Here is a 19,508-nt window from a genome sequence, read left to right on the forward strand (position 1 = left end):
CTCGAAGTGGCTAAGCATGAAGAAGTTAAAGATGGAGTTATTTTCCCGGTAGGAGAGAAAAACGAAGCATATGCACAATATTTTGTAGGGCAAAGTTATCTGCAATCCTTGGTTGCTGATCCCAAAGTGAATGTGGGGGTTGGGAATGTAACGTTTGAACCGGGATGTAGAAATAACTGGCATATCCACCGTGGTGGATTTCAGCTGTTGTTAGTGACTGGTGGAGAAGGTTGGTATCAGGAAGAAGGAAAACCTGCTCAATTCCTAAAAGCAGGCGACGTTATTGTGACTCATGATGGTGTGAAACACTGGCATGGGGCCGCTAAAGATAGTTGGTTTGAACATATTGCCATCACTGCGGGTACACCGGAATGGTTGGAACCTGTGACAGATGAAATTTACGGAAGAGCTACAAAATAAGCGGTGAATAATATGAACAGTAATATGGCGAAAAGGTGACTGAATGTCATCTAGTAAGCCTTCTGTAATGATAGGGAAATCAAGAAAAGCCTTACCGGGAACGGTAGGGCTTTTTCTGCTTACCACTTATAAAAGAATGATAAGGAATACTAGGGATAGAATTCCTATCTGTTAATTCAATAAATGTTATTACGATCAAGGATATCACACAAAAAGCGACCAGTAATCGAGCGATGTTTTACTACCATTTCTTTGATAAATATGACCTGATGGAAACCGTGTTAAATGAAGATATATTGCGGGAAGTTTTAACAGATGTGACTTCGCATGAAGCTTTAACACCAAAGGTCTTACATGATATATTCATTAGCTTAATCACTTTTCAAAGTGGGCTGGCTAATCAGTGTTCACGAAGTTATGAGGCATTTACACCTAAAATTGAAACGGCTATAAAGGAAGCGATGGGCAGGGCATTTAATAAATTGCTGAAGCAACAGTATTCAACATGGCCAACGGACAAGTTAGAATTGCATAGTATTATGCTTAGTTGGAGCTTATATGGCTTCCCTATATTTCTTCCGATAGTTCGATGGGGAGACTCCAAAGTGGTTGGAGAATTGCCGGGAGAAATAGTCGGGTGAATGGAAGCCAACCGCCAGAGCAATCTCGGTAATGGGCCTGAGGGTATATTGAAGTAATGGTTCAGCTTGTTTCAAGCGATACTTCATTAACGTTTCCATGATGGAATCTCCCACTTGTTCCTTGAACAAATGAGACAGACGGGAAGGGGATAAACACACCCTCTTGCCCAAATCCTCGATAAGAATATGATCCATGTAATGCCGAGATATAATGTTTAGCACTTCCTGAACGCGTGAATCCAGTTCCTTTTTCGATTGATGCTGACTGGCGACCAACAAGATGACCTCTTCCAGTGCATTCAATGTCAGCTCATCCCTCAACATGGAATCCTCGTATAATCTGTAGGAGATCACTCTGCTAAAAGCCGATTCAATGGCTCTCCGGGAGCTTTCCTTATCGATATGGAGTTGAAAGATCGGGCCATCTGTATTGCTGGAGGGTATCCAATCCATCCAAGGTAGACGTGGAATGAAGTGAGCCCACATTTTATCCCATACATGTCCTTGCTCGGTGAAATAGTCTTGTGCGGTTCCAGGAGAGACAATGGTCAATGTTCCTGCTGTACAGCTCAGGTATCCACTGGCTCCATTATGAATACGTCCTTTTCCCGATAAAGTATATATGATTAGCCAATCCTTGGTTCCTTGTGCACGATAACAGGAGTAACCATAGGGTTGAATATAGTGGTCGGACACCAGAATACCAGGAGGATGTGTGTATTGTTTTTTTGTTTCAAATATAGCAGGATCGTCTGGTTTGTTAGCCATATCTTCATTCCTTTCGCTACAATACTTATTCTAAAATAATATACGAGAATCACTTGGAATGAAAGCGTTCTATATTAGTGGAAATAAGAGGTGAGCCGCATGTCAGATCAGCAGCATAACAAGAGAATAGTTCAACTTGCGGGGGAGTGGAAATACGTACTGGATCCTCATGATATCGGTGAAACCGAACAATGGCACGAGTCGTTCGTTTCCCAATCAAAGCATCTGGTAACACTCCCTGGTACGCTGACAGTCAACTGCATTGGAGACGAAACGGAATGGGGCGATGAGATGGATCGGGAGACGGTCCGTTCTCTACGGCAGCGGCATTCCTATATTGGATCAGCATGGTACGAATACGAAATCCATGTGCCTGCTGAATGGGCTGAACAACGGTTTGTCATATATCTTGAGCGGATCATGTTTCAATCCACCTTATGGGTGAACGGTCACCTTGCCGGGCAGCAAGATAGTTTATCCGTTGCTCATGAATATGACGTGAGTACATTCATTCAACCTGGAAAGGTCAACCGGTTCACCTTTCGGATTGATAATCGGGATGTTCAGAATCTGGGTAGTCATTCGAGCGCTTATACAGAAGAGACGCAAACGATCTGGAATGGAATTATAGGCCGGATGGAGCTACATATTTCAGAGCCATTCTGGATCAATAATATACAGGTCTTCCCAGAGCCGGATCTGCGTTCCGTTGTAGTGAAGGGCACATGCCATAATAAAACCGATACTGAAGCTCATGCCAAGTTGCGAATATCCGCGCATATCAAACATGGCGTAGCACCGAATGCGATTCCTGACATAGATAAAAGCATCCTTGTCTCCGCCGCATCCTCTGAAAACTTTGAATGGAAAGTGGATATGGGTGAAAACCCCTTGTTATGGGATGAATTCAATCCCAATATCTATGAGTTGAGAATAGAAGCAAATGTATTATTGGAAAAATACAGACCGATTCACATTGCAGAAAATCAGACATTTGGCATGCGATATTTTCATCGCAAGGACAGAGAATTGCAGATGAATGGAAGGCCTATCTTTTTGCGAGGAACCTTGGAGTGTTGTATCTTCCCACATACAGGTCATCCGCCGATGGACATTGAATCTTGGCTCAAGCTGTTTCAGGCAGCTAAGAACTATGGATTGAACCATATCCGTTTTCACTCCTGGTGCCCACCTGAAGCAGCATTCGAAGCAGCTGATCAATTGGGGGTCTACCTGCAAGTCGAGTCTCCCATGTGGATGGATACGTGGAATATGGCAGTTGGGACGCACCCAGAGCATTACATGTACTTGCCTCAGGAGGTTCGACGAATTGCTCATATCTACGGGAATCATCCTTCCTTTTGTATCTACAGTAATGGCAATGAATTGAATGGTGACTTCGACCTGTTGCACCGGATGGTAGAAGACTTGAAATCGTTCGATGACAGACGTTTATACACGCTCACCACGAACTGGGATCGGCAGCTTGATGCAGCAGATGATCTGTTTATAGCCCAATCGGTTGATGGCATTGGTGTTCGCGGTCAATATTTCCCGGAAGAATTAGCGTTGTCCACGCAACTAGACTTCCGAGACGCCGTAGCCAATCGATCTGTACCTGTTATTTCACATGAAGTGGGACAGTATGCTGTCTACCCGGATGTACAAGAGATGGAGAAGTATAGCGGTGCATTGCGTCCGGTTAATCTGGAGGTCATCCACGAAGATATGAAAAAAAGAGGCTTGCTTGGTGACCTTCGTTCATTCGTCCACGGTTCAGGCATGTTGGCGATGCAATTATATCGCGATGAGATCGAAGCTGCACTGCGCACGCCGAGTCTTGGAGGATTTCAGTTGCTGGATTTGCATGATTTCCCTGGTCAGAGCACCGCAACAGTGGGTCTGCTTAATGCATTTTGGGAATCGAAGGGTTTGATCGAACCTCAACAATTCCGAGAGTTTTGTGGGCCAACGGTACTGTTGCTTCGCATGCCGAAACGCATCTATACGAATACAGAGCTGTATGTGGCAGAAATCAACATTGCCCATTTTGGAGTAAAAGAACTTCCACCGTCCTTCATCCAGTGGACAATTGCAGATGGGCAGGGCCGCACGCTCGATTCAGGTTCTCTGCTTACAGATACGATTCCTCTTGGATCAGGTCAACCGTTAGGTCGCTTGGTTTCGAACGCCCCACATCGAATACAGAAAAGTTGCAGACTGACGATATCTTTGGAAATGGAGGGTAGCGAAATACGAAATGAATGGCCGTTCTGGGTATACGAATGCAGCGGGAAGGATCAGGAACTTCCTCAGGGCATAATGGTAAAACGTAGTCTGGACAAAGGAATGGAGCAGACCCTTGAAGAGGGAGGGACCGTTTTATTTTTGGCGAAGGATAGTGACTTAAGAAATACGACCCCAGGGAAGTTCTATCCGGTGTTTTGGAGTCCAGCACATTTTGCAACTGAAGCTCCATGTGGCATTATGGTTGATTCTGAACATCCGGCCTTGAGCGACTTCCCGACCAGGGAGTACGCGGAATATCCATGGAAGGACCTGCTGGAGCGATCCGTAACTCTTGTGGTGAACGATGATATTGCATTTAACCCGATTGTTCAGGTCATCCCCAACTTTGTTCATAACCGAAAACTGATGAATCTTGCGGAATATACCATTGGAAAAGGAAAGGTGATCATCTGCGGAATCGATATCGAGAATGATATGGACAGTCGACCTGTCGCAGCGCAGCTTCGCAGAAGCTTAATCGACTATATGTCTTCAGATTCTTTTGCCCCCAAAGTATCGATGGAGTTGAAAGAGCTTCGCCAATTGCTTGAGAAGAATGATCAGCCTGCCCTGACAGGAACTGCTGATTTATGCACTTCGGAGCATGAGCTTGCCTGCGGGAAGTTCGCATCAAGCGATAGCATGAACGATGGCAATGATGCCACGTATGGAAACGATGGTGTCGATGAGACCTACTGGCAGGCACAAGACGATCATCCAGGCCACTGGTGGCAGGTGGATTTGTTAGAGGAACGTTCCATCATAGGAAGCAAAGTAAGATTTCACGAGCAAGGTAACTTCCTATACGTGATTCAGGTTTCAAGCGATGCAATCGAATGGCGTGTGGTCGTTAACCAGACGGGGCAGACATCACATGAACAGACACGGATGGATCATTTTGAAGCAAAGGGCAGGTATATAAGAATTGTATACAATGGGTTACCGCAGGGAGTTAGGGCAGGACATCGTGCATTTGAAGTGTACGGTAGCTGATCCAAGCAAAATGAAATGAAGGAAAAATAACGTTACTCTCAAGTGACGTTATTTTTTCATGAAACAGTAAGAGATACGAATTTTTTGCGTAACATAAGCTTAGTATTCTAGGGCGCATCTCAAAAACTGTTTCCTTCGAAGTTTTCAGGCACGACCTAATTTATAACTTGGTTTCTTTTTAGAAGCCCCCATAATTGTTCCGCCACATCTTCCGATGACTGAGGCATATCATTCATAATCCACCATTCGATGATGCCGACAAAGGCTGATGCCATAAATTGAGTGACGAATTCTTTGCTGTAGCTGCTATTGTCACCATCCATATTGATGTTAATCCTTATGTGCGTTGTCACGAGTTCCAACATCTGTTCACGGAACGCAGGAATTCCTTTGTTAGAGAGCATTGAAGCGTAAAAACGATGATGCTCTTCGAAATATCGGATTACAGGTAGAAAAGAGGATTGAATGAGATCAACCGTTTCACCATTCGCATTCGTTGTCGTGGTTGCGGATATCATTTTGTTTAAGTTTTCTTCGATGCACTTGTTCAACAGATCATACTTATCACTGTAATGAAAGTATACCGTTCCCCGATTAATGTTAGCTCGATCAGCAATTTCGTTGATTGTAATGTCCTCAAAATTTTTCTCGGCAATGAGAGAAAGAAAGGACTGGAAGATCGCTTGTTTCGTTTTGACCACTCTTCGATCGATTTTAATGTGCACTTGGTAACCTCCACCCCGAGATATCTATCACTTTTTTATTGAACGTTGGATATCGAACAAAAAGCGCCAGATTAACGATTGTAGTTATTTTTGTACTCCTTATAATAATCAATAAGTCATACTTATTCAACAAATGTTGGATTACAAAATGCTATGGCTCAGACGATACATCAAGGAGGACAATGATATGTCACTGGAAATTTTACAAGCAAAATCCGAATTGAGAGATTTGGTGGACTCGTATGCTACATTAACCGATGCCAAAAGAATTGCAGATCAGATGCTCTTATTCACACCGGATACACGGTTTAAAGTGTATTTTGGTGATCAACTGATGTCCGAAGTAACCGGAACCAAGCAGCTAGAAGAAGAGTTTAACGGTCATGTGGCGCTGGTGAAACGCTATTTCACAACGAATGCACAGCATGTAGTGAACGTGGAAGGTGATACTGCAACAGGCATTCTATTTTCTCAGATCAAAATGGTTAGGGACGAAGAAGGCAAAGAAGTTCTCACCGATTATAGTGTTCAATATCATGATGTTTATGTTCGCCAGGGCGAAAAGTGGTTGATACAGGAGCGTACTTCACAATATATCATCATCGAAGCAAGATCTCTGTAAGCATAATGATATACCCAAAATAATGCTTAAAGAAATGTCGAGGGCGTTCACTGATGCTCTCGTCATTTTCTATGTTTTGCAGCATGTTATTTCAGGCGTCGAACAGGCAGTATGGCTTGGGTTTGCGTGTATTACAGTCCATTTTCCAATGGACTTGGAGAAATTTCCAGAATGAAAACGCTTGTCAAATTAAAAATAATATGATAATTTAGTGTCTGTAACCGGTTACACATAGAGGAGAGCAACTTATGACAACAATTAAAGACGTAGCTCAGTTGGCTGGCGTATCTGTAGCTACTGTATCCAGGGTCATTAATGATAGAGGTTATGTTCATGCGGATACACGCAAGAAAGTCGAAGATGCTGTGAAGGCGCTTAACTTTTCGCCAAATGAAGTGGCTCGCTCATTATATAAGCGCAAGTCCAAACTGATTGGCCTGTTGTTGCCGGATATTACCAACCCTTACTTCCCGCAGTTGGCCCGCGGCGTAGAGGACCGGATGCAGGAGCAGGATTATAGACTGATATTCGGAAATAGTGATGAGGATGAACAGAAGGAGCAAGATTACATCCAGACGTTTATCCAGAACAACGTGGTCGGTGTGATCTCTTCAACGAACTACCCTCATTCTTCAATATATGAAAAACTGAAGATTCCTGTCGTGTTTCTGGACAGAACTTCACTGGATCGTCCATCCGTGTATGCGGATGGCAGGGAAGGTGGAAGACTAGCTGCAAGGGAGATCATCAACCGCGGCAGTCGTCGGATCACGGTTATGCAAGGACCGTCACAGATCAGACCTGCGCAGGATCGCTTCGAAGGCGCGATTGAAATCATCCGTGATGCAGGGCTAGACTATCACGTCATTCAGACGACCTCGTTTTCGATTAACGAGGCAGGGGTATGGGCTGAAGAATTATTCAGGAAATATGCGGACACAGACGGGGTCATTGCCAGTAATGATATCGCAGCCATGGCCGTACTGCATGAAGCATCACGAATCGGAAGAAAGGTTCCTGATGACGTACAAGTGATTGGTTTCGATGATATTCCGATGAGCAGCCTGCTGTCACCGGCACTATCCACCATCCGTCAGCCAGCATACGAGATGGGAAGAGAAGCAGCGGGATTACTTATCCAGCTTGTGGAACAAGCTGCAATAGAGAACAAAAACATACAGTTGCCCGTCAGCTTCATCGAACGGGGCACAACGAGAAAGGTGTGATCAGATGGCTAAAATATGCGTAATTGGAAGCAGTTCGATGGATCTGGTTGTTACTTCTGCAAGACGGCCGGGAGCGGGTGAAACCGTTCTTGGCGATAGCTTCAAAACGGTTCCTGGTGGCAAAGGAGCCAATCAGGCTGTCGCCGCTGCACGATTGGGTGCCAAGGTTGCGATGATCGGCCGGGTAGGCGACGATGCTTTTGGCAAAGATATTTTAGAGAACTTTAGAGCAAATGCTGTAAATACGCAAAATGTGAAACCGGTTACACATTTAGAAAGTGGAACGGCTCATATCATTCTGGCGGAAGGTGATAATAGTATCGTAGTGGTTGAAGCGGCGAATCGCGAAGTCACTCCTGCATATGTCGATGAAGCAGCGGAAGTGATCCGCAATGCAGATATCGTACTAATTCAGCAGGAAATTCCGGAGGAAACGGTTGTTCATGTGAGTGCACGATGTGCTGAATTCGGAACACCTTTACTGCTCAATCCTGCTCCAGCGAGAACATTGCCGCAAGAAGTGATCGACAATGCCGCATATATCACGCCGAACGAGCATGAAGCCGAGATTTTGTTTCAGGGCATGAGTCCGGCAGAGGCATTACGTCAATATCCTAACAAATTGTTCATCACGGAAGGCAGTAAAGGCGTTCGTTATTTTGATGGGGCAGAGGAAATTCTGGTCCAAACTTACAAGGTTGACGCAGTGGATACCACTGGGGCAGGGGACACGTTCAACGCCGCATTTGCAGTTGCTTTGGCTGAAGGCAAACCGTTGCAAGAGAGCATACGCTTCGCCAATCGTGCTGCATCGTTGTCCGTCACCAAGTTCGGAGCGCAGGGCGGCATGCCAACGCGTGATGAAGTAGAGGAGAGCTTGTAATGAAAAGAAATGGCATGCTGAATAGTCACATTTCCAAGATTTTGTCTGATCTGGGCCATACGGACATGATTGCGATTGCGGATGCAGGTCTGCCGGTACCGGACGGGGTACTCAAAATTGATCTGGCCCTTAAATTGGGAACACCAAGTTTTCGCGAAGTGGTGGAAGTGATCGCTGAAGATATGGTCATTGAGAAAGTCATTGTGGCCGAAGAGATTTGCGAAGGCAATCCCGTAGCCCTACGATTCATCACAGAGAAATTCGGGGTAGAAGCTATCGATGCTTCCGTCAGCCACGAACAATTCAAAGAATTAACACGGCAGGTGAAAGCTGTTATCCGCACAGGTGAAGCCACACCCTATGCCAATTGCATTTTACAATCGGGAGTCCATTTCGGTTAAAAAGGAGGTTGCGTAATGCACATTCAGATGCAAGACATTCATAAAGCGTTCGGTACCAATCAGGTACTGAGCGGAGTGGATTTTGAACTAAAAGATGGTGAGGTTCATGCCCTGATGGGGGAGAATGGGGCCGGCAAATCCACACTGATGAACATCCTGATTGGTCTTCATCAGCGTGATCAGGGGACCATCACCATAGACGGAGAAGAAAACTATTTTGCAAGTCCGAAGGAAGCAGAGAAACTGGGCATCACCTTTATACATCAGGAGCTGAACGTATGGCCTGAAATGACGGTGCTGGATAATCTCTTCATCGGTAAGGAACTGACATCATCATTCGGGTTGCTTAACACAAGACAAATGAAAGCGCTTGCCAAAGAACAGTTCGCCAAGCTTTCTGTACACATACCGCTGGAACGTCCTGCGGGAGAGTGCTCCGTCGGGCAACAACAGATGATCGAGATCGCCAAAGCGCTAATGACAGATGCCAAGGTCATCATTATGGACGAACCAACAGCAGCACTCACAGAGCGCGAAATCCAGAAGCTGTTCGGCGTAATCAGCTCGCTGAAGAAGGAAGGCGTATCCATCGTGTATATTTCTCACCGAATGGAGGAGATCTTCACGATCTGTGACCGAATTACGATTATGCGTGATGGAAGAACGGTAGACACGCAAGCTATCCCGCAGACAAGCTTTGATGAAGTGGTCCGGAAAATGGTAGGTCGGGAACTTACGGAGCGTTACCCTGCCCGGAATCCTTCCTATGGTGAAGTCGTTTTGGAGGTACGGAATGCAAGCAGCAAAGGGTTATTTGAGAATATCAACTTCAATGTGAGAGCGGGGGAAATCCTAGGTTTCTCAGGACTTATGGGTTCTGGACGAACAGAGATCATGAGAACCATCTTTGGTTTGGATACATTGGATAGCGGTGAAATCTTCATTCGGGGCAAAAAAGCGAACATTCGTAAACCGGCCGATGCCGTGAAACATGGAATTGGGTTTATTACAGAAGACCGTAAGGATGAAGGTCTGGTATTAGACTTCTCCATTCGCGAGAATATGGCGTTGCCGAATCTGTTCAGTTTCTCAAGCAAAGGCTTTATCTCAGCTTCCAAAGAACAAGACTTCGTAGATACATTGATCAAACGTCTACAGATCAAAACGCAATCCTCCGAGACGGCGGCAAGGAATCTATCCGGGGGTAACCAGCAGAAGGTCGTTATCGCCAAATGGGTTGGGATCGGTCCAAGCGTACTTATCCTAGATGAACCCACACGCGGAGTGGATGTCGGAGCGAAGCGTGAAATCTATGAATTGATGAATGAACTGACAGAACGCGGTGTTGCAATCATCATGGTATCGTCGGAGCTACCTGAAGTGCTTGGCATGAGCGACCGGATCGCGGTTGTGCATGAAGGACACATCAGTGGCGAGGTTGCAAGGGAAGTAGCCACACAAGAACACATTATGACATTGGCCACAGGGGGACAGTGATATGACAACAATGCAGGAAAACAAAACGGCCCAAAGCGGCTTCCGTTTCTCAAATGTAATACAAAAATTAGGACCGCTGCTCGGCTTAATCATTCTTATTCTCATCGTATCGGTGTTGAATCCAAGTTTCTTGGAACCGCTTAATATCTTGAATTTATTACGACAAGTCTCGATTAATGCGCTGATTGCCTTCGGTATGACGTTTGTTATCCTGACGGGCGGAATCGATCTCTCGGTCGGCTCGATCTTGGCTTTATCCAGTGCTTTTGTAGCGAATATGATGTTGTCCGGCCTGGATCCGATCTTGTCCATCATTATCGGTGTCGCACTCGGTGGTGTCATGGGTATGGTGAACGGACTGATGATTACCAAAGGCAGAATGGCTCCATTTATCGCTACATTGGCAACGATGACGATATTCAGAGGACTGACATTGGTGTACACGAACGGTAACCCAATTACAGGACTCGGAGATAATCTGTTGTTCCAATTGTTCGGCCGCGGTTACCTGCTGGGCATTCCGGTACCTGCAATCACGATGCTGATTACCTTCATGATTCTGTGGATTGTTTTGCATAAAACGGCTTTTGGCCGCAAAACGTACGCTATTGGTGGTAATGAGAAAGCCTCCATTATCTCGGGGATCAAAGTTAATCGCGTGAAAATTATGATCTACTCCCTGACAGGAATGCTCGCTGCTTTGGCAGGTGCAATTCTGACATCGCGCTTGAATTCAGCCCAACCAACGGCAGGTACATCCTACGAGCTGGATGCAATCGCTGCCGTTGTATTGGGTGGTACAAGTCTTGCTGGAGGACGCGGACGCATCGTTGGTACACTGATCGGTGTTCTGATTATCGGCGTGTTGAATAATGGATTGAACTTGCTTGAAGTAAACTCATTTTATCAAATGGTTGTAAAAGGTATTGTCATTGCCATTGCCGTCCTGCTGGACCGCAAGAAAACAGCATAAGGGGAGAAGCGAATATGAAAAAGTGGACGATAACACTCGTAAGTATGCTGATGATCATTGTTCTAGCCGGGTGCTCTCTGGAGCCACCGGAATGGGCGAAACCTAATCCAAACAAAAGTAACGGACAGAAGAAAATAGGTTTGTCGATATCTACACTGAACAATCCATTCTTTGTATCACTGAAGGACGGGGTCATGGCTGAAGCCAAAAAACAGGGAATACAGGTGATCGTGGTTGATGCACAGAATGATTCGGCCAAACAAACCAATGATGTGGATGATCTCATTCAGCAAGGCGTCAGTGCACTTCTGATTAACCCTGCGGACTCTGCAGCGATCTCCACAGCGGTTCAATCGGCCAATAGTGTTGGTATTCCCGTGATCACGCTGGATCGCTCCGCAGATAAAGGCGAAGTGGCGGCACTAGTAGCATCGGATAACGTAAAAGGCGGACGCATGGCAGCTGAATACTTTGTGGAACAACTGGGTGAGGGAGCAAAAGTTATTGAACTGGAAGGTGTGCCGGGCGCTTCTGCAACAAGAGAACGGGGTAAAGGCTTCCACGAAGTGGCTGACAAGCAACTCGATGTAGTTTCCAAGCAATCTGCTGATTTCGATCGGTCCAAAGGATTGAATGTCATGGAGAACTTGCTACAAGGTAATCCAGACGTGCAAGCGGTATTTGCCCATAATGATGAGATGGCACTTGGTGCAATTGAAGCCATCCAAAGCTCGGGTAAAGACATTCCGGTCATCGGATTCGACGGTAATGATGATGCAATCAAATCCATTCAGGATGGGAAATTGACAGCAACTGTCGCTCAGCAGCCTATACTGATTGGTCAACTGGCGCTGCAAGCCGCTCTGGATGTGCTCAGTGGCAAGCAGGTGGAGTCATCGATTCCCGCTGAATTGAAGCTGGTAACCAAGGAAAATGTGAATGAGTAAATCATCATAAAACATGTATCTTCGTTTTGGGCATGAACATAGGACTAAACCAAGCCGCTAAATTAGCGGCTTTTTTCATTTCAGAAGAAGCGTGCGGACATCACATCAATCAGATTATTGACTTTTAAAAGCAAATTAAAGGAACCCCAATTGAATTAATGTCCACTTTAGTTTTGGATTGCTTCAAAATAGTCTTTTTGGATATGTATAACCAATCCATCTGTTGATACACTAGCATGACGTTCTACACAGTCTTCACAATACATAAGGAGGAGCTAATCTCAATTATCCATTCCTGTACGGAATAGAAAGAAGGTGGCTGACATGCGGCATCTGGTAGAAGAAAATCTTCAATCTGTAAGACAGCAAATGGCACTGGCCTGCCAGGCTTCCGGTCGCAACATAGAGGAAATTCAGTTGTTGCTCGCGACCAAAACGGTACCGCCTGAGAAACTAGAGGTAGCGATTCAAGCAGGTGAGGTTCTATTCGGAGAAAACAAAGCTCAGGAACTTCGTGACAAATTTCCACTTATGCAGCAACACGAACAGGTGGAATGGCATTTTATCGGACACGGTATTTACCAGACGAATATTACTGGAATGAAAACACACGCATCGATGATTAAGTGAAAGGTAGTGTTAAATATGAAGACAGCATCCCCTTCGTTACATGGCCGTGATTTGATATCGCCGGTGATCGCCGCTTTAATATCCGTAATTGTTAATTACGGGGGTACGTTTATCCTTGTTTTTCAAGCTGCAAAAGTCGCTGGTTTAAGCCCAGAAATGACCGCTTCCTGGATTTGGTCCATCTCGATTGGGGTAGGAGTAACAGGAATTTGGCTCAGTTATCGATACAAGGAACCGATTATTACAGCCTGGTCTACACCGGGTGCGGCGTTTCTCGTTTCAGCATTAGCGGTAACCCCTTATCCAGAAGCTATTGGCGCTTACATGATTTCAGCAGTCGGATTTATTATTTTAGGTTGGTCAGGCATGTTTGAACGTTTCGTTCGACTTATTCCCCCGGGCATCGCTTCCGGATTGTTAGCCGGTATTTTACTACAGTTTGGCATTTCGGCCTTTGGAGGGGCGAAGGTAGATCCTTTGCTTGTGATTGTACTGTTTGCAGGCTATATCGTGTTAAGAAGGTTTACTTCCCGTTACGCCATTGTTGGCATATTGGCAATCGGTTTGATTTATTTGATATGCATGGGGAAAACAGACTTCAGTACGATCCAATTGGCTGTAGCATCGCCTGTATTTGTTGTTCCAGCGTTTTCGTTAAATGCTTTACTTGGCGTTGCTCTACCGCTGTTCATTATTACTTTGACAGGGCAGTATATGCCCGGAATGCTTGTTCTGCGTAATGATGGATTCAAGACAAGTGCCAATCCTATTTTGGCTGTAACAGGTTTGGGTTCGCTTCTTGCAGCCCCATTCGGATCACATGCTTTTAATGTGGCAGCTATTACAGCAGCGATTTGTTCAGGAAAGGATGCACATGCGGATTCAACCAAACGTTATATTGCAGGTATTGCTTGTGGAATCTTTTATATTTTTGTCGGCATTTTTGGCGTAACATTGGCCTCTCTGTTTTTGATTCTTCCTGCTACCTTTATTGCAACATTAGCGGGATTGGCCTTACTTGGAACCATCGGTGGCAGTCTTGCCAATGCATTAACGGACCCTACGGGACGTGAAACTGCATTGATTACGTTTTTGGCCACAGCAGCGAATGTGACTTTACTAGGTGTCGGTGGTGCATTTTGGGGACTGTTTGCAGGAATGATGGCACATCTACTGATGAATAGTAAATTTCCCAAAAAACAATTTGGATCGAATAGATAACCGTAAGGTTGGGAGGAAGCCCAAGGTGATTATCTAACACACGGAAGTCTCATTAATTTTTCATTGAAGGTGTTCTGAGTAACGCCAACGTATTGGCAGAAACTTTAATGAATGAAGGACTCACCCTTGTATCGGGAGGAACAGATAATCATAAGCGAGTAAAAATGCAATCCCTCACGATACGGCAAGTCCTTTGGTTACAAGCGGTATTCGTTTTGGAACTCCGGCTATGACTTCAAGAGGGCTTGGATCCAGGGAAATGAAAGAAATTGCTCAGCTGATAGGGCTTGCTTTTAAAAATCCAAAGAACTCAGATGTAAAAAATCAAATATTAGGTAATGTCCGTGAAATCACTTCGCAATTCCCTTTATATGAAGACCTCAAATAACTCAACAGCAGACACAAATAGAGCCTGCAATTGTTCCTAATGGATAACAATTGCAAGCTCTTATTTTGCTTGCGTATCTTAAAGCTTACTTTTTTGAACAGAAGAGATGTACTATAAGTGAGATTTAAGACACGCCTTAGTAGGCTATACCCACACGAGACTGCACATACTCATCAGACATTAATTGCTGATAAGCAAACTCCGCAGTATCGATTACAGATATAGAAGTTCCGCCGTCAGGCAAGTAGTCGCGCTCAACCCGGTACTTACCAAGAGATTCTCCATCATATAAGTATGTAGGACACACGATGGTCCATTCTAACTCTGAAGCTTTGAGAATCTTGTACATTTCCAGATGCTCTTCAGCTGCGCGCGTGGACTTACGTTTGGACTCAGGGGATTGAAAACGAAGCAAGCCAGGATCCGTTCGACTTTCCAATATTCCTGCTGTACCAATGGTAATGATTCTTTTGATACGCTCCTGAGCCATAGCCTCAACAATATGTCCCATGGATTGCGATAATGTAGTCGTTCCATCGGTACTTAAGGAACTAACAACGAGATCCACACCCTGTATGGCGTGATGAATATCCTCTTTGACTAAAGCGTTTCCTTGATGCAGAACGAAATTCTCATCGTTGATTTGTACCTTTTCCGGGCTTCTAACCAGTGCGGTTACATGATGATTGGAACGTAGGGCATTAGAGACGAAATGACTTCCAACCCGTCCGGTGGCTCCTAATACTAAAATTTTCATCACAAAAACATCCTTTCGAATCCAATTGGAGAGCATGTTCTCCATCATAATACAATCTTTGCAAGCCGATGAATGCCTTCCTCAATCTGATCCTCATCCACTTTTGCAAAACCTAATATCCATCCTTTACGATGACTTTCCAGGCAATATTTGCTAAGCGGATATACGCGCACGCCTTGATCAAGGGCAGCATTCGTCATCGCTTCTTCGTCAAATGACGTTTCAGATTCAAGGAGCATATGCAATCCTGTTTCCACACCACTTAAAGTAAATCGTGAGCTTAGCCCTGAAGCAACAATGGCTTTGGTCATGACTTCGTGTCTGCGTCGATATATGTTCCGAACTCTTCTCATATGACGCATAAAATGACCACGCTCGATAAAATGAGTTAGCGTTAATTGTTCCATAATCGGCAGATGACGATAGGTTAATTCATGAACTTGTGTAAGGCGATCAATGGCTTTTTTGGGTCCGATGATAGCGGATAGTCGAATGCCAGGTACAACCATTTTGGAAAAACTCATCATATAAAGCGTATTCTGAGGTTGTTGACTGAATATCGTCGGAAGTGGATCTCCACGGTACCTAAATTCGCTATCGTAGTCATCCTCAACAATCCAATATCGATGATGAGCTGCCAAGTGCATCAATTGTTGCCTGCGTGGCTCCGACATAATAACGCCAACGGCACATTGATGAGAAGGCGTGACAAATACGAGTTTCGTCTGTGGGTGAATATGATCTACACATAATCCATACTCATCGACTGGAACGGGATCGACTTGCATCCGGCGGTATTTCATCGCCATCCAAGCAGCCGGGAAGCCGGGATCCTCTACCGAAACTCTGTCTCCCTCACTTAAAAGTGCCTGGGCAATTAAATCAATGCTATGTTGTGCACCTGAGGTTAACAAGATTTGATCAACATCGATATGAATGCCTCGTTCAAGTGATAGATAATGTTGAATCTGCTCTCTTAACGCCAGTAACCCTCTGGCATCACCATAAGCCCATATATCCAGATTGGGTTCAGTAGAAGCTTGTAAAAAAGATTGCCTCCAGGCTTTTGTGAAATTTTCATCTAGATAAGGCTCGTGGGGATTAAAATCAATTTCTACTTTGCGATCGTCTCTATTACCGAACCAACTATGCAGATGACCAATCGAATCGTTTAGTATCGGCAGTTCGGGCTGGATAGGCCCTTTCATTGTGACATCTTCTGATGAACGAGGTGCATATGTCCAATCACTAACTCTTGTCCCGGCCCGTCGGGAGGTTACCGTATATCCGCGGCTGAATAATTCCTCGTAGACAATCTGTATGGTTGACCGTGAAACACCAATTAATTGAGCAAGTTCGCGTGAGGGGAGTAGCAATTCACCAGGTTGCCATTTCCCGGTTGTAATATTATAAATCGCTTGATCCAGAAGTTGCTGCCAGATCGGGCGATGGTCATTCCGATTTACTTTTAGCATTGATTCAACTCCAGTGTTCATACTGAATTATGGATTGCATTGACTTATGTAATTATGGATCTTTTGGCACTCCAATGATTGATATATTATTATAGCAAAAGTTTAATTTGCAAACAAAACAAAGCTAGACTAAAGTGATGTTTCCCGTGAGTCCAACCTATGTCGTTGGTTCTGCCTAGTTCATACTCGATTCATATTCAAGCCACAGATAGTTCATCTTCTTCGGTTACACTACTGGAGTACGACCACAGAGATTCCTAATCCATAGACTAGACAGGAGAAGATGAGATTGACACGAAAGAAACGAACTTCTATCGCGGCCATTACCTTGGTGCTCGCGATGATGTCCCCAATGTCGGCCATGGCCACACCCGCTACCAGTAACGGTAGTAGCCCTACGTATGATCTAACTAAAAAGGCAGTAGGCGCGAAGGCCAAGGTACTTACTGAATCCTACGCTACGACAAGTGTGCAGTATGCACTGATGGATGAGGGCCAGATTGTGATCTCCGGTCAGGCAGGCAAAAATGACCCGAAAAACAACATCCCGCTTTCCTCTGATACAATGTATGGCATTGGTTCAACCAGTAAAATGGTGCTCGCAACCGCCGTAATGCAGCTAGTGGACCAAGGCAAGATTGATCTTGATGAGCCTGTCGTGAAGTATATTCCGGACTTTAAAATGAAAGACAAGCGGTACCAACAGATCACACCACGCATGCTGCTGAATCATTCATCCGGACTTCTCGGAACGTCAAGTAACAGTGCAATACTGTTTGGAGATAATGATACCCACGCACATGATACGTTATTGGATCAATTAGCGACGCAACATCTGAAGGCCGATCCTGGCGCATACTCCGTGTATAGTAATGATGGTTTCACATTAGCTGAGATTCTGGTTGAGCGGGTCAGCGGATTGAGTTTTACCAGTTTCATGCACCGGTACATAACCGAACCCCTGGGTATGGAGCATACCAAAACGCCCCAGGATGTAGTGGAACTTACCCAAATGGCAGCAACATATTCCCCGTCATATGAGGGACAGCTTCCATTAGAGACCACAAACATGATTGCTTCCGGAGGCCTATATTCGACTGCTGAAGACCTCGTTCAATTCTCGAAAATCTTTACAGGTGAGGTTGAAGGTGTTCTTTCAGAGGAATCTGTAGAGGCCATGGAGCAAGAAGAATACAATAGAGGCATGTGGCCGGAAGAAGGCGATTCGTCCATTGGCTATGGTCTGGGTTGGGACAGCGTGAACCTGTTTCCTTTTAATGATTATGGCATCCAGGCAGTAACCAAAGGCGGCAATACGATAACCTATCATTCCTCATTGATTGTGCTTCCGGAATACAATATGGCTGCTGCTGTAACCTCTTCGGGTGGTCATAGCTCAACGGATCAATTGCTGGCAACTGAACTTTTGCTGGGCGCACTTGAGGAGAAAAATATCATTCCGGAACGCAAGCCGGAGAAGTCATATGATGCACCTGTGAAAGCCACCATGCCAACAGAACTTTCACAGCACACAGGCATGTACGCTGGTGGGGCCAACATGTTAATGAAGCTGGACGTAAAAGATGTTGGGCAATTAACACTGTCTAATTTGTCGTCTCCTAACAGCCCTGCTCAGACATATACGTACACCGCTGATGGCTCATTTGTTAATGATGCAGGTACGGAAAAGCTGAAATTCGTTCAGGAAGTCAACGGAAACACATACTTGTGGTCTCGCTCGTATCAGTCTGTGCCTGGGCTTGGGCAAGTTGCTTCCTCTGAATATAAGGCAGAAAAGCTTGAAACCAATGAATTGTCGGAAGAAGTAAAGGCCGCATGGCAGAAGCGGGAAGGCAAAGCGTATGTGTTAGTCAATGAAAAATACACATCAACACTGTACAACACAGCCATGCCGATGATACCCATTCATACGTTTAATGAGCTACCCGGTTATGTCTACACGAATAAAATCATTGGAGCTAACCAAGCCGTGAACCAATTGCAAATTCCTGGATTGGCAGGTCGTGATACGATGGAATTCAATTTCTATGAGGAAAACGGCGTGGAATACGTTACAGCTGGAGGTAACATCTATGCTGCTCAAGACATCATCAAACCGATCTATGCGGGAAAACAATCGAAGACAACGATTCAGGCGAATGGTCATGCTACATGGTACTCGATTCCAGCCTCAGCTGCAGGTAAAGAAATGACCGTCAAGATGTCTGCAAACAGCGCATTTGCTGTATACAACCAAGCGGGCGTAGGCATTAATCATACAGTGGTCAGTGGACAAAGCGAAATTGTATTGCCTGAGAACGGAATGATTGTGTTCGCGGGTGAAGCTGATTCGAAGTTCGATATTGTATTGACAACCAGGGCAAATTAATAGATGATAAAAAACTGTACAACAAAAAGTCGCGGATAACGCGGCTTTTTTTGAGCTTTAAATTTTAAATACTACGATTTAAAGTAAATGGACCTTTTTCAGATTCACGATGTAATATTGGGTTTCACAAAGCTTACTTGAAGGGTAAGTATAAGAGGACATTTACTGGTTGGAAAAAAAATGACGGAGGAAAATGTTGCAAGTGGAAAGGCAAAGCATTGATTGTTAATATACAGTAAATAATAACAATCTGATGTGCAAAA

General features: G+C 44.9%; 16 protein-coding genes and 1 pseudogene. 13 read left to right on the forward strand and 4 right to left on the reverse strand.

Features of this window, described 5'->3' with window-relative positions; genetic code table 11:
• Nucleotides 1-6: 6 nt before the first annotated feature.
• Nucleotides 7-420 (forward strand): cupin domain-containing protein, encoded by a 414-nt coding sequence (locus tag PAHA3_RS08765; protein WP_062834384.1) that lies wholly within the window; start codon nucleotides 7-9, stop codon nucleotides 418-420.
• Nucleotides 421-974: 554 nt separating this feature from the next.
• Here the strand turns inward: PAHA3_RS08765 and PAHA3_RS08770 are convergent.
• Complete coding sequence (locus PAHA3_RS08770; protein WP_062834385.1) at nucleotides 975-1,829, reverse strand: helix-turn-helix domain-containing protein; 855 nt, start codon at nucleotides 1,827-1,829, stop codon at nucleotides 975-977.
• 99 nt (nucleotides 1,830-1,928) lie between these two features.
• Here PAHA3_RS08770 and PAHA3_RS08775 point away from each other — a divergent pair, with 99 nt between their 5' ends.
• On the forward strand, nucleotides 1,929-5,111 hold the full coding sequence (locus tag PAHA3_RS08775) for a sugar-binding domain-containing protein (protein WP_062834386.1): 3,183 nt from the start codon (nucleotides 1,929-1,931) through the stop codon (nucleotides 5,109-5,111).
• Nucleotides 5,112-5,266: 155 nt separating this feature from the next.
• Here the strand turns inward: PAHA3_RS08775 and PAHA3_RS08780 are convergent, their stop codons facing one another.
• On the reverse strand, nucleotides 5,267-5,836 hold the full coding sequence (locus PAHA3_RS08780; protein ID WP_062834387.1) for a TetR/AcrR family transcriptional regulator: 570 nt from the start codon (nucleotides 5,834-5,836) through the stop codon (nucleotides 5,267-5,269).
• A 187-nt stretch (nucleotides 5,837-6,023) separates the two neighbouring features.
• Between PAHA3_RS08780 and PAHA3_RS08785 the strand changes: the two genes are divergently transcribed.
• From PAHA3_RS08785 to PAHA3_RS31135, 10 genes and pseudogenes are all read left to right on the forward strand, one after another.
• The gene (locus tag PAHA3_RS08785) at nucleotides 6,024-6,458 is read left to right on the forward strand and encodes a nuclear transport factor 2 family protein (RefSeq protein ID WP_062834388.1); all 435 of its coding nucleotides are present in this window, start codon (nucleotides 6,024-6,026) and stop codon (nucleotides 6,456-6,458) included.
• A 248-nt stretch (nucleotides 6,459-6,706) separates the two neighbouring features.
• Nucleotides 6,707-7,684 (forward strand): LacI family DNA-binding transcriptional regulator, encoded by a 978-nt coding sequence (locus PAHA3_RS08790; RefSeq protein WP_062834389.1) that lies wholly within the window; start codon nucleotides 6,707-6,709, stop codon nucleotides 7,682-7,684.
• A 4-nt stretch (nucleotides 7,685-7,688) separates the two neighbouring features.
• On the forward strand, nucleotides 7,689-8,567 hold the full coding sequence (gene rbsK / locus PAHA3_RS08795; protein ID WP_062834390.1) for a ribokinase: 879 nt from the start codon (nucleotides 7,689-7,691) through the stop codon (nucleotides 8,565-8,567).
• Nucleotides 8,567-8,968, forward strand: coding sequence for a D-ribose pyranase (gene rbsD, locus PAHA3_RS08800; RefSeq protein WP_062834391.1), 402 nt, complete (start codon nucleotides 8,567-8,569; stop codon nucleotides 8,966-8,968). Before rbsK ends, rbsD begins: the two co-directional genes overlap by 1 nt.
• 15 nt (nucleotides 8,969-8,983) lie before the next feature.
• Nucleotides 8,984-10,465 (forward strand): sugar ABC transporter ATP-binding protein, encoded by a 1,482-nt coding sequence (locus PAHA3_RS08805; protein ID WP_062834392.1) that lies wholly within the window; start codon nucleotides 8,984-8,986, stop codon nucleotides 10,463-10,465.
• Nucleotides 10,466-10,475: 10 nt separating this feature from the next.
• Nucleotides 10,476-11,438, forward strand: a complete 963-nt coding sequence (locus PAHA3_RS08810; protein WP_371327932.1) for an ABC transporter permease subunit — start codon at nucleotides 10,476-10,478, stop codon at nucleotides 11,436-11,438.
• Between the two features lie 14 nt (nucleotides 11,439-11,452).
• Nucleotides 11,453-12,385: a ribose ABC transporter substrate-binding protein RbsB gene (gene rbsB, locus PAHA3_RS08815; protein ID WP_062834394.1), complete on the forward strand. Its 933-nt coding sequence runs from the start codon at nucleotides 11,453-11,455 to the stop codon at nucleotides 12,383-12,385.
• A gap of 324 nt (nucleotides 12,386-12,709) precedes the next feature.
• Nucleotides 12,710-12,976: pseudogene (locus PAHA3_RS08820) on the forward strand (YggS family pyridoxal phosphate-dependent enzyme); the annotation flags it as partial.
• Nucleotides 12,977-13,030: 54 nt separating this feature from the next.
• Nucleotides 13,031-14,236 (forward strand): benzoate/H(+) symporter BenE family transporter, encoded by a 1,206-nt coding sequence (locus PAHA3_RS08825; RefSeq protein ID WP_062834395.1) that lies wholly within the window; start codon nucleotides 13,031-13,033, stop codon nucleotides 14,234-14,236.
• Nucleotides 14,237-14,429: 193 nt separating this feature from the next.
• The gene (locus tag PAHA3_RS31135) at nucleotides 14,430-14,624 is read left to right on the forward strand and encodes a hypothetical protein (RefSeq protein ID WP_305778487.1); all 195 of its coding nucleotides are present in this window, start codon (nucleotides 14,430-14,432) and stop codon (nucleotides 14,622-14,624) included.
• A 136-nt stretch (nucleotides 14,625-14,760) separates the two neighbouring features.
• On the opposite strand, the gene PAHA3_RS08830 is transcribed toward PAHA3_RS31135, so the two are convergent.
• Both PAHA3_RS08830 and pdxR read right to left on the reverse strand, forming a co-directional pair.
• Complete coding sequence (locus tag PAHA3_RS08830) at nucleotides 14,761-15,381, reverse strand: NAD(P)-dependent oxidoreductase (RefSeq protein WP_062836030.1); 621 nt, start codon at nucleotides 15,379-15,381, stop codon at nucleotides 14,761-14,763.
• Between the two features lie 44 nt (nucleotides 15,382-15,425).
• Nucleotides 15,426-16,856 carry a MocR-like pyridoxine biosynthesis transcription factor PdxR gene (gene pdxR / locus PAHA3_RS08835; protein ID WP_062834396.1) on the reverse strand — a complete coding sequence of 477 codons (1,431 nt, stop codon included), beginning with the start codon at nucleotides 16,854-16,856 and terminating at the stop codon, nucleotides 15,426-15,428.
• Nucleotides 16,857-17,139: 283 nt separating this feature from the next.
• Between pdxR and PAHA3_RS08840 the strand changes: the two genes are divergently transcribed.
• A complete protein-coding gene (locus tag PAHA3_RS08840) occupies nucleotides 17,140-19,245 on the forward strand; it encodes a serine hydrolase domain-containing protein (RefSeq protein WP_062834397.1) in 2,106 nt (701 codons plus the stop codon).
• Nucleotides 19,246-19,508 lie beyond the last annotated feature (263 nt).

Source organism: Paenibacillus amylolyticus (genome assembly GCF_001570725.1).
In the GTDB taxonomy this organism is placed as follows: domain Bacteria; phylum Bacillota; class Bacilli; order Paenibacillales; family Paenibacillaceae; genus Paenibacillus; species Paenibacillus amylolyticus_A.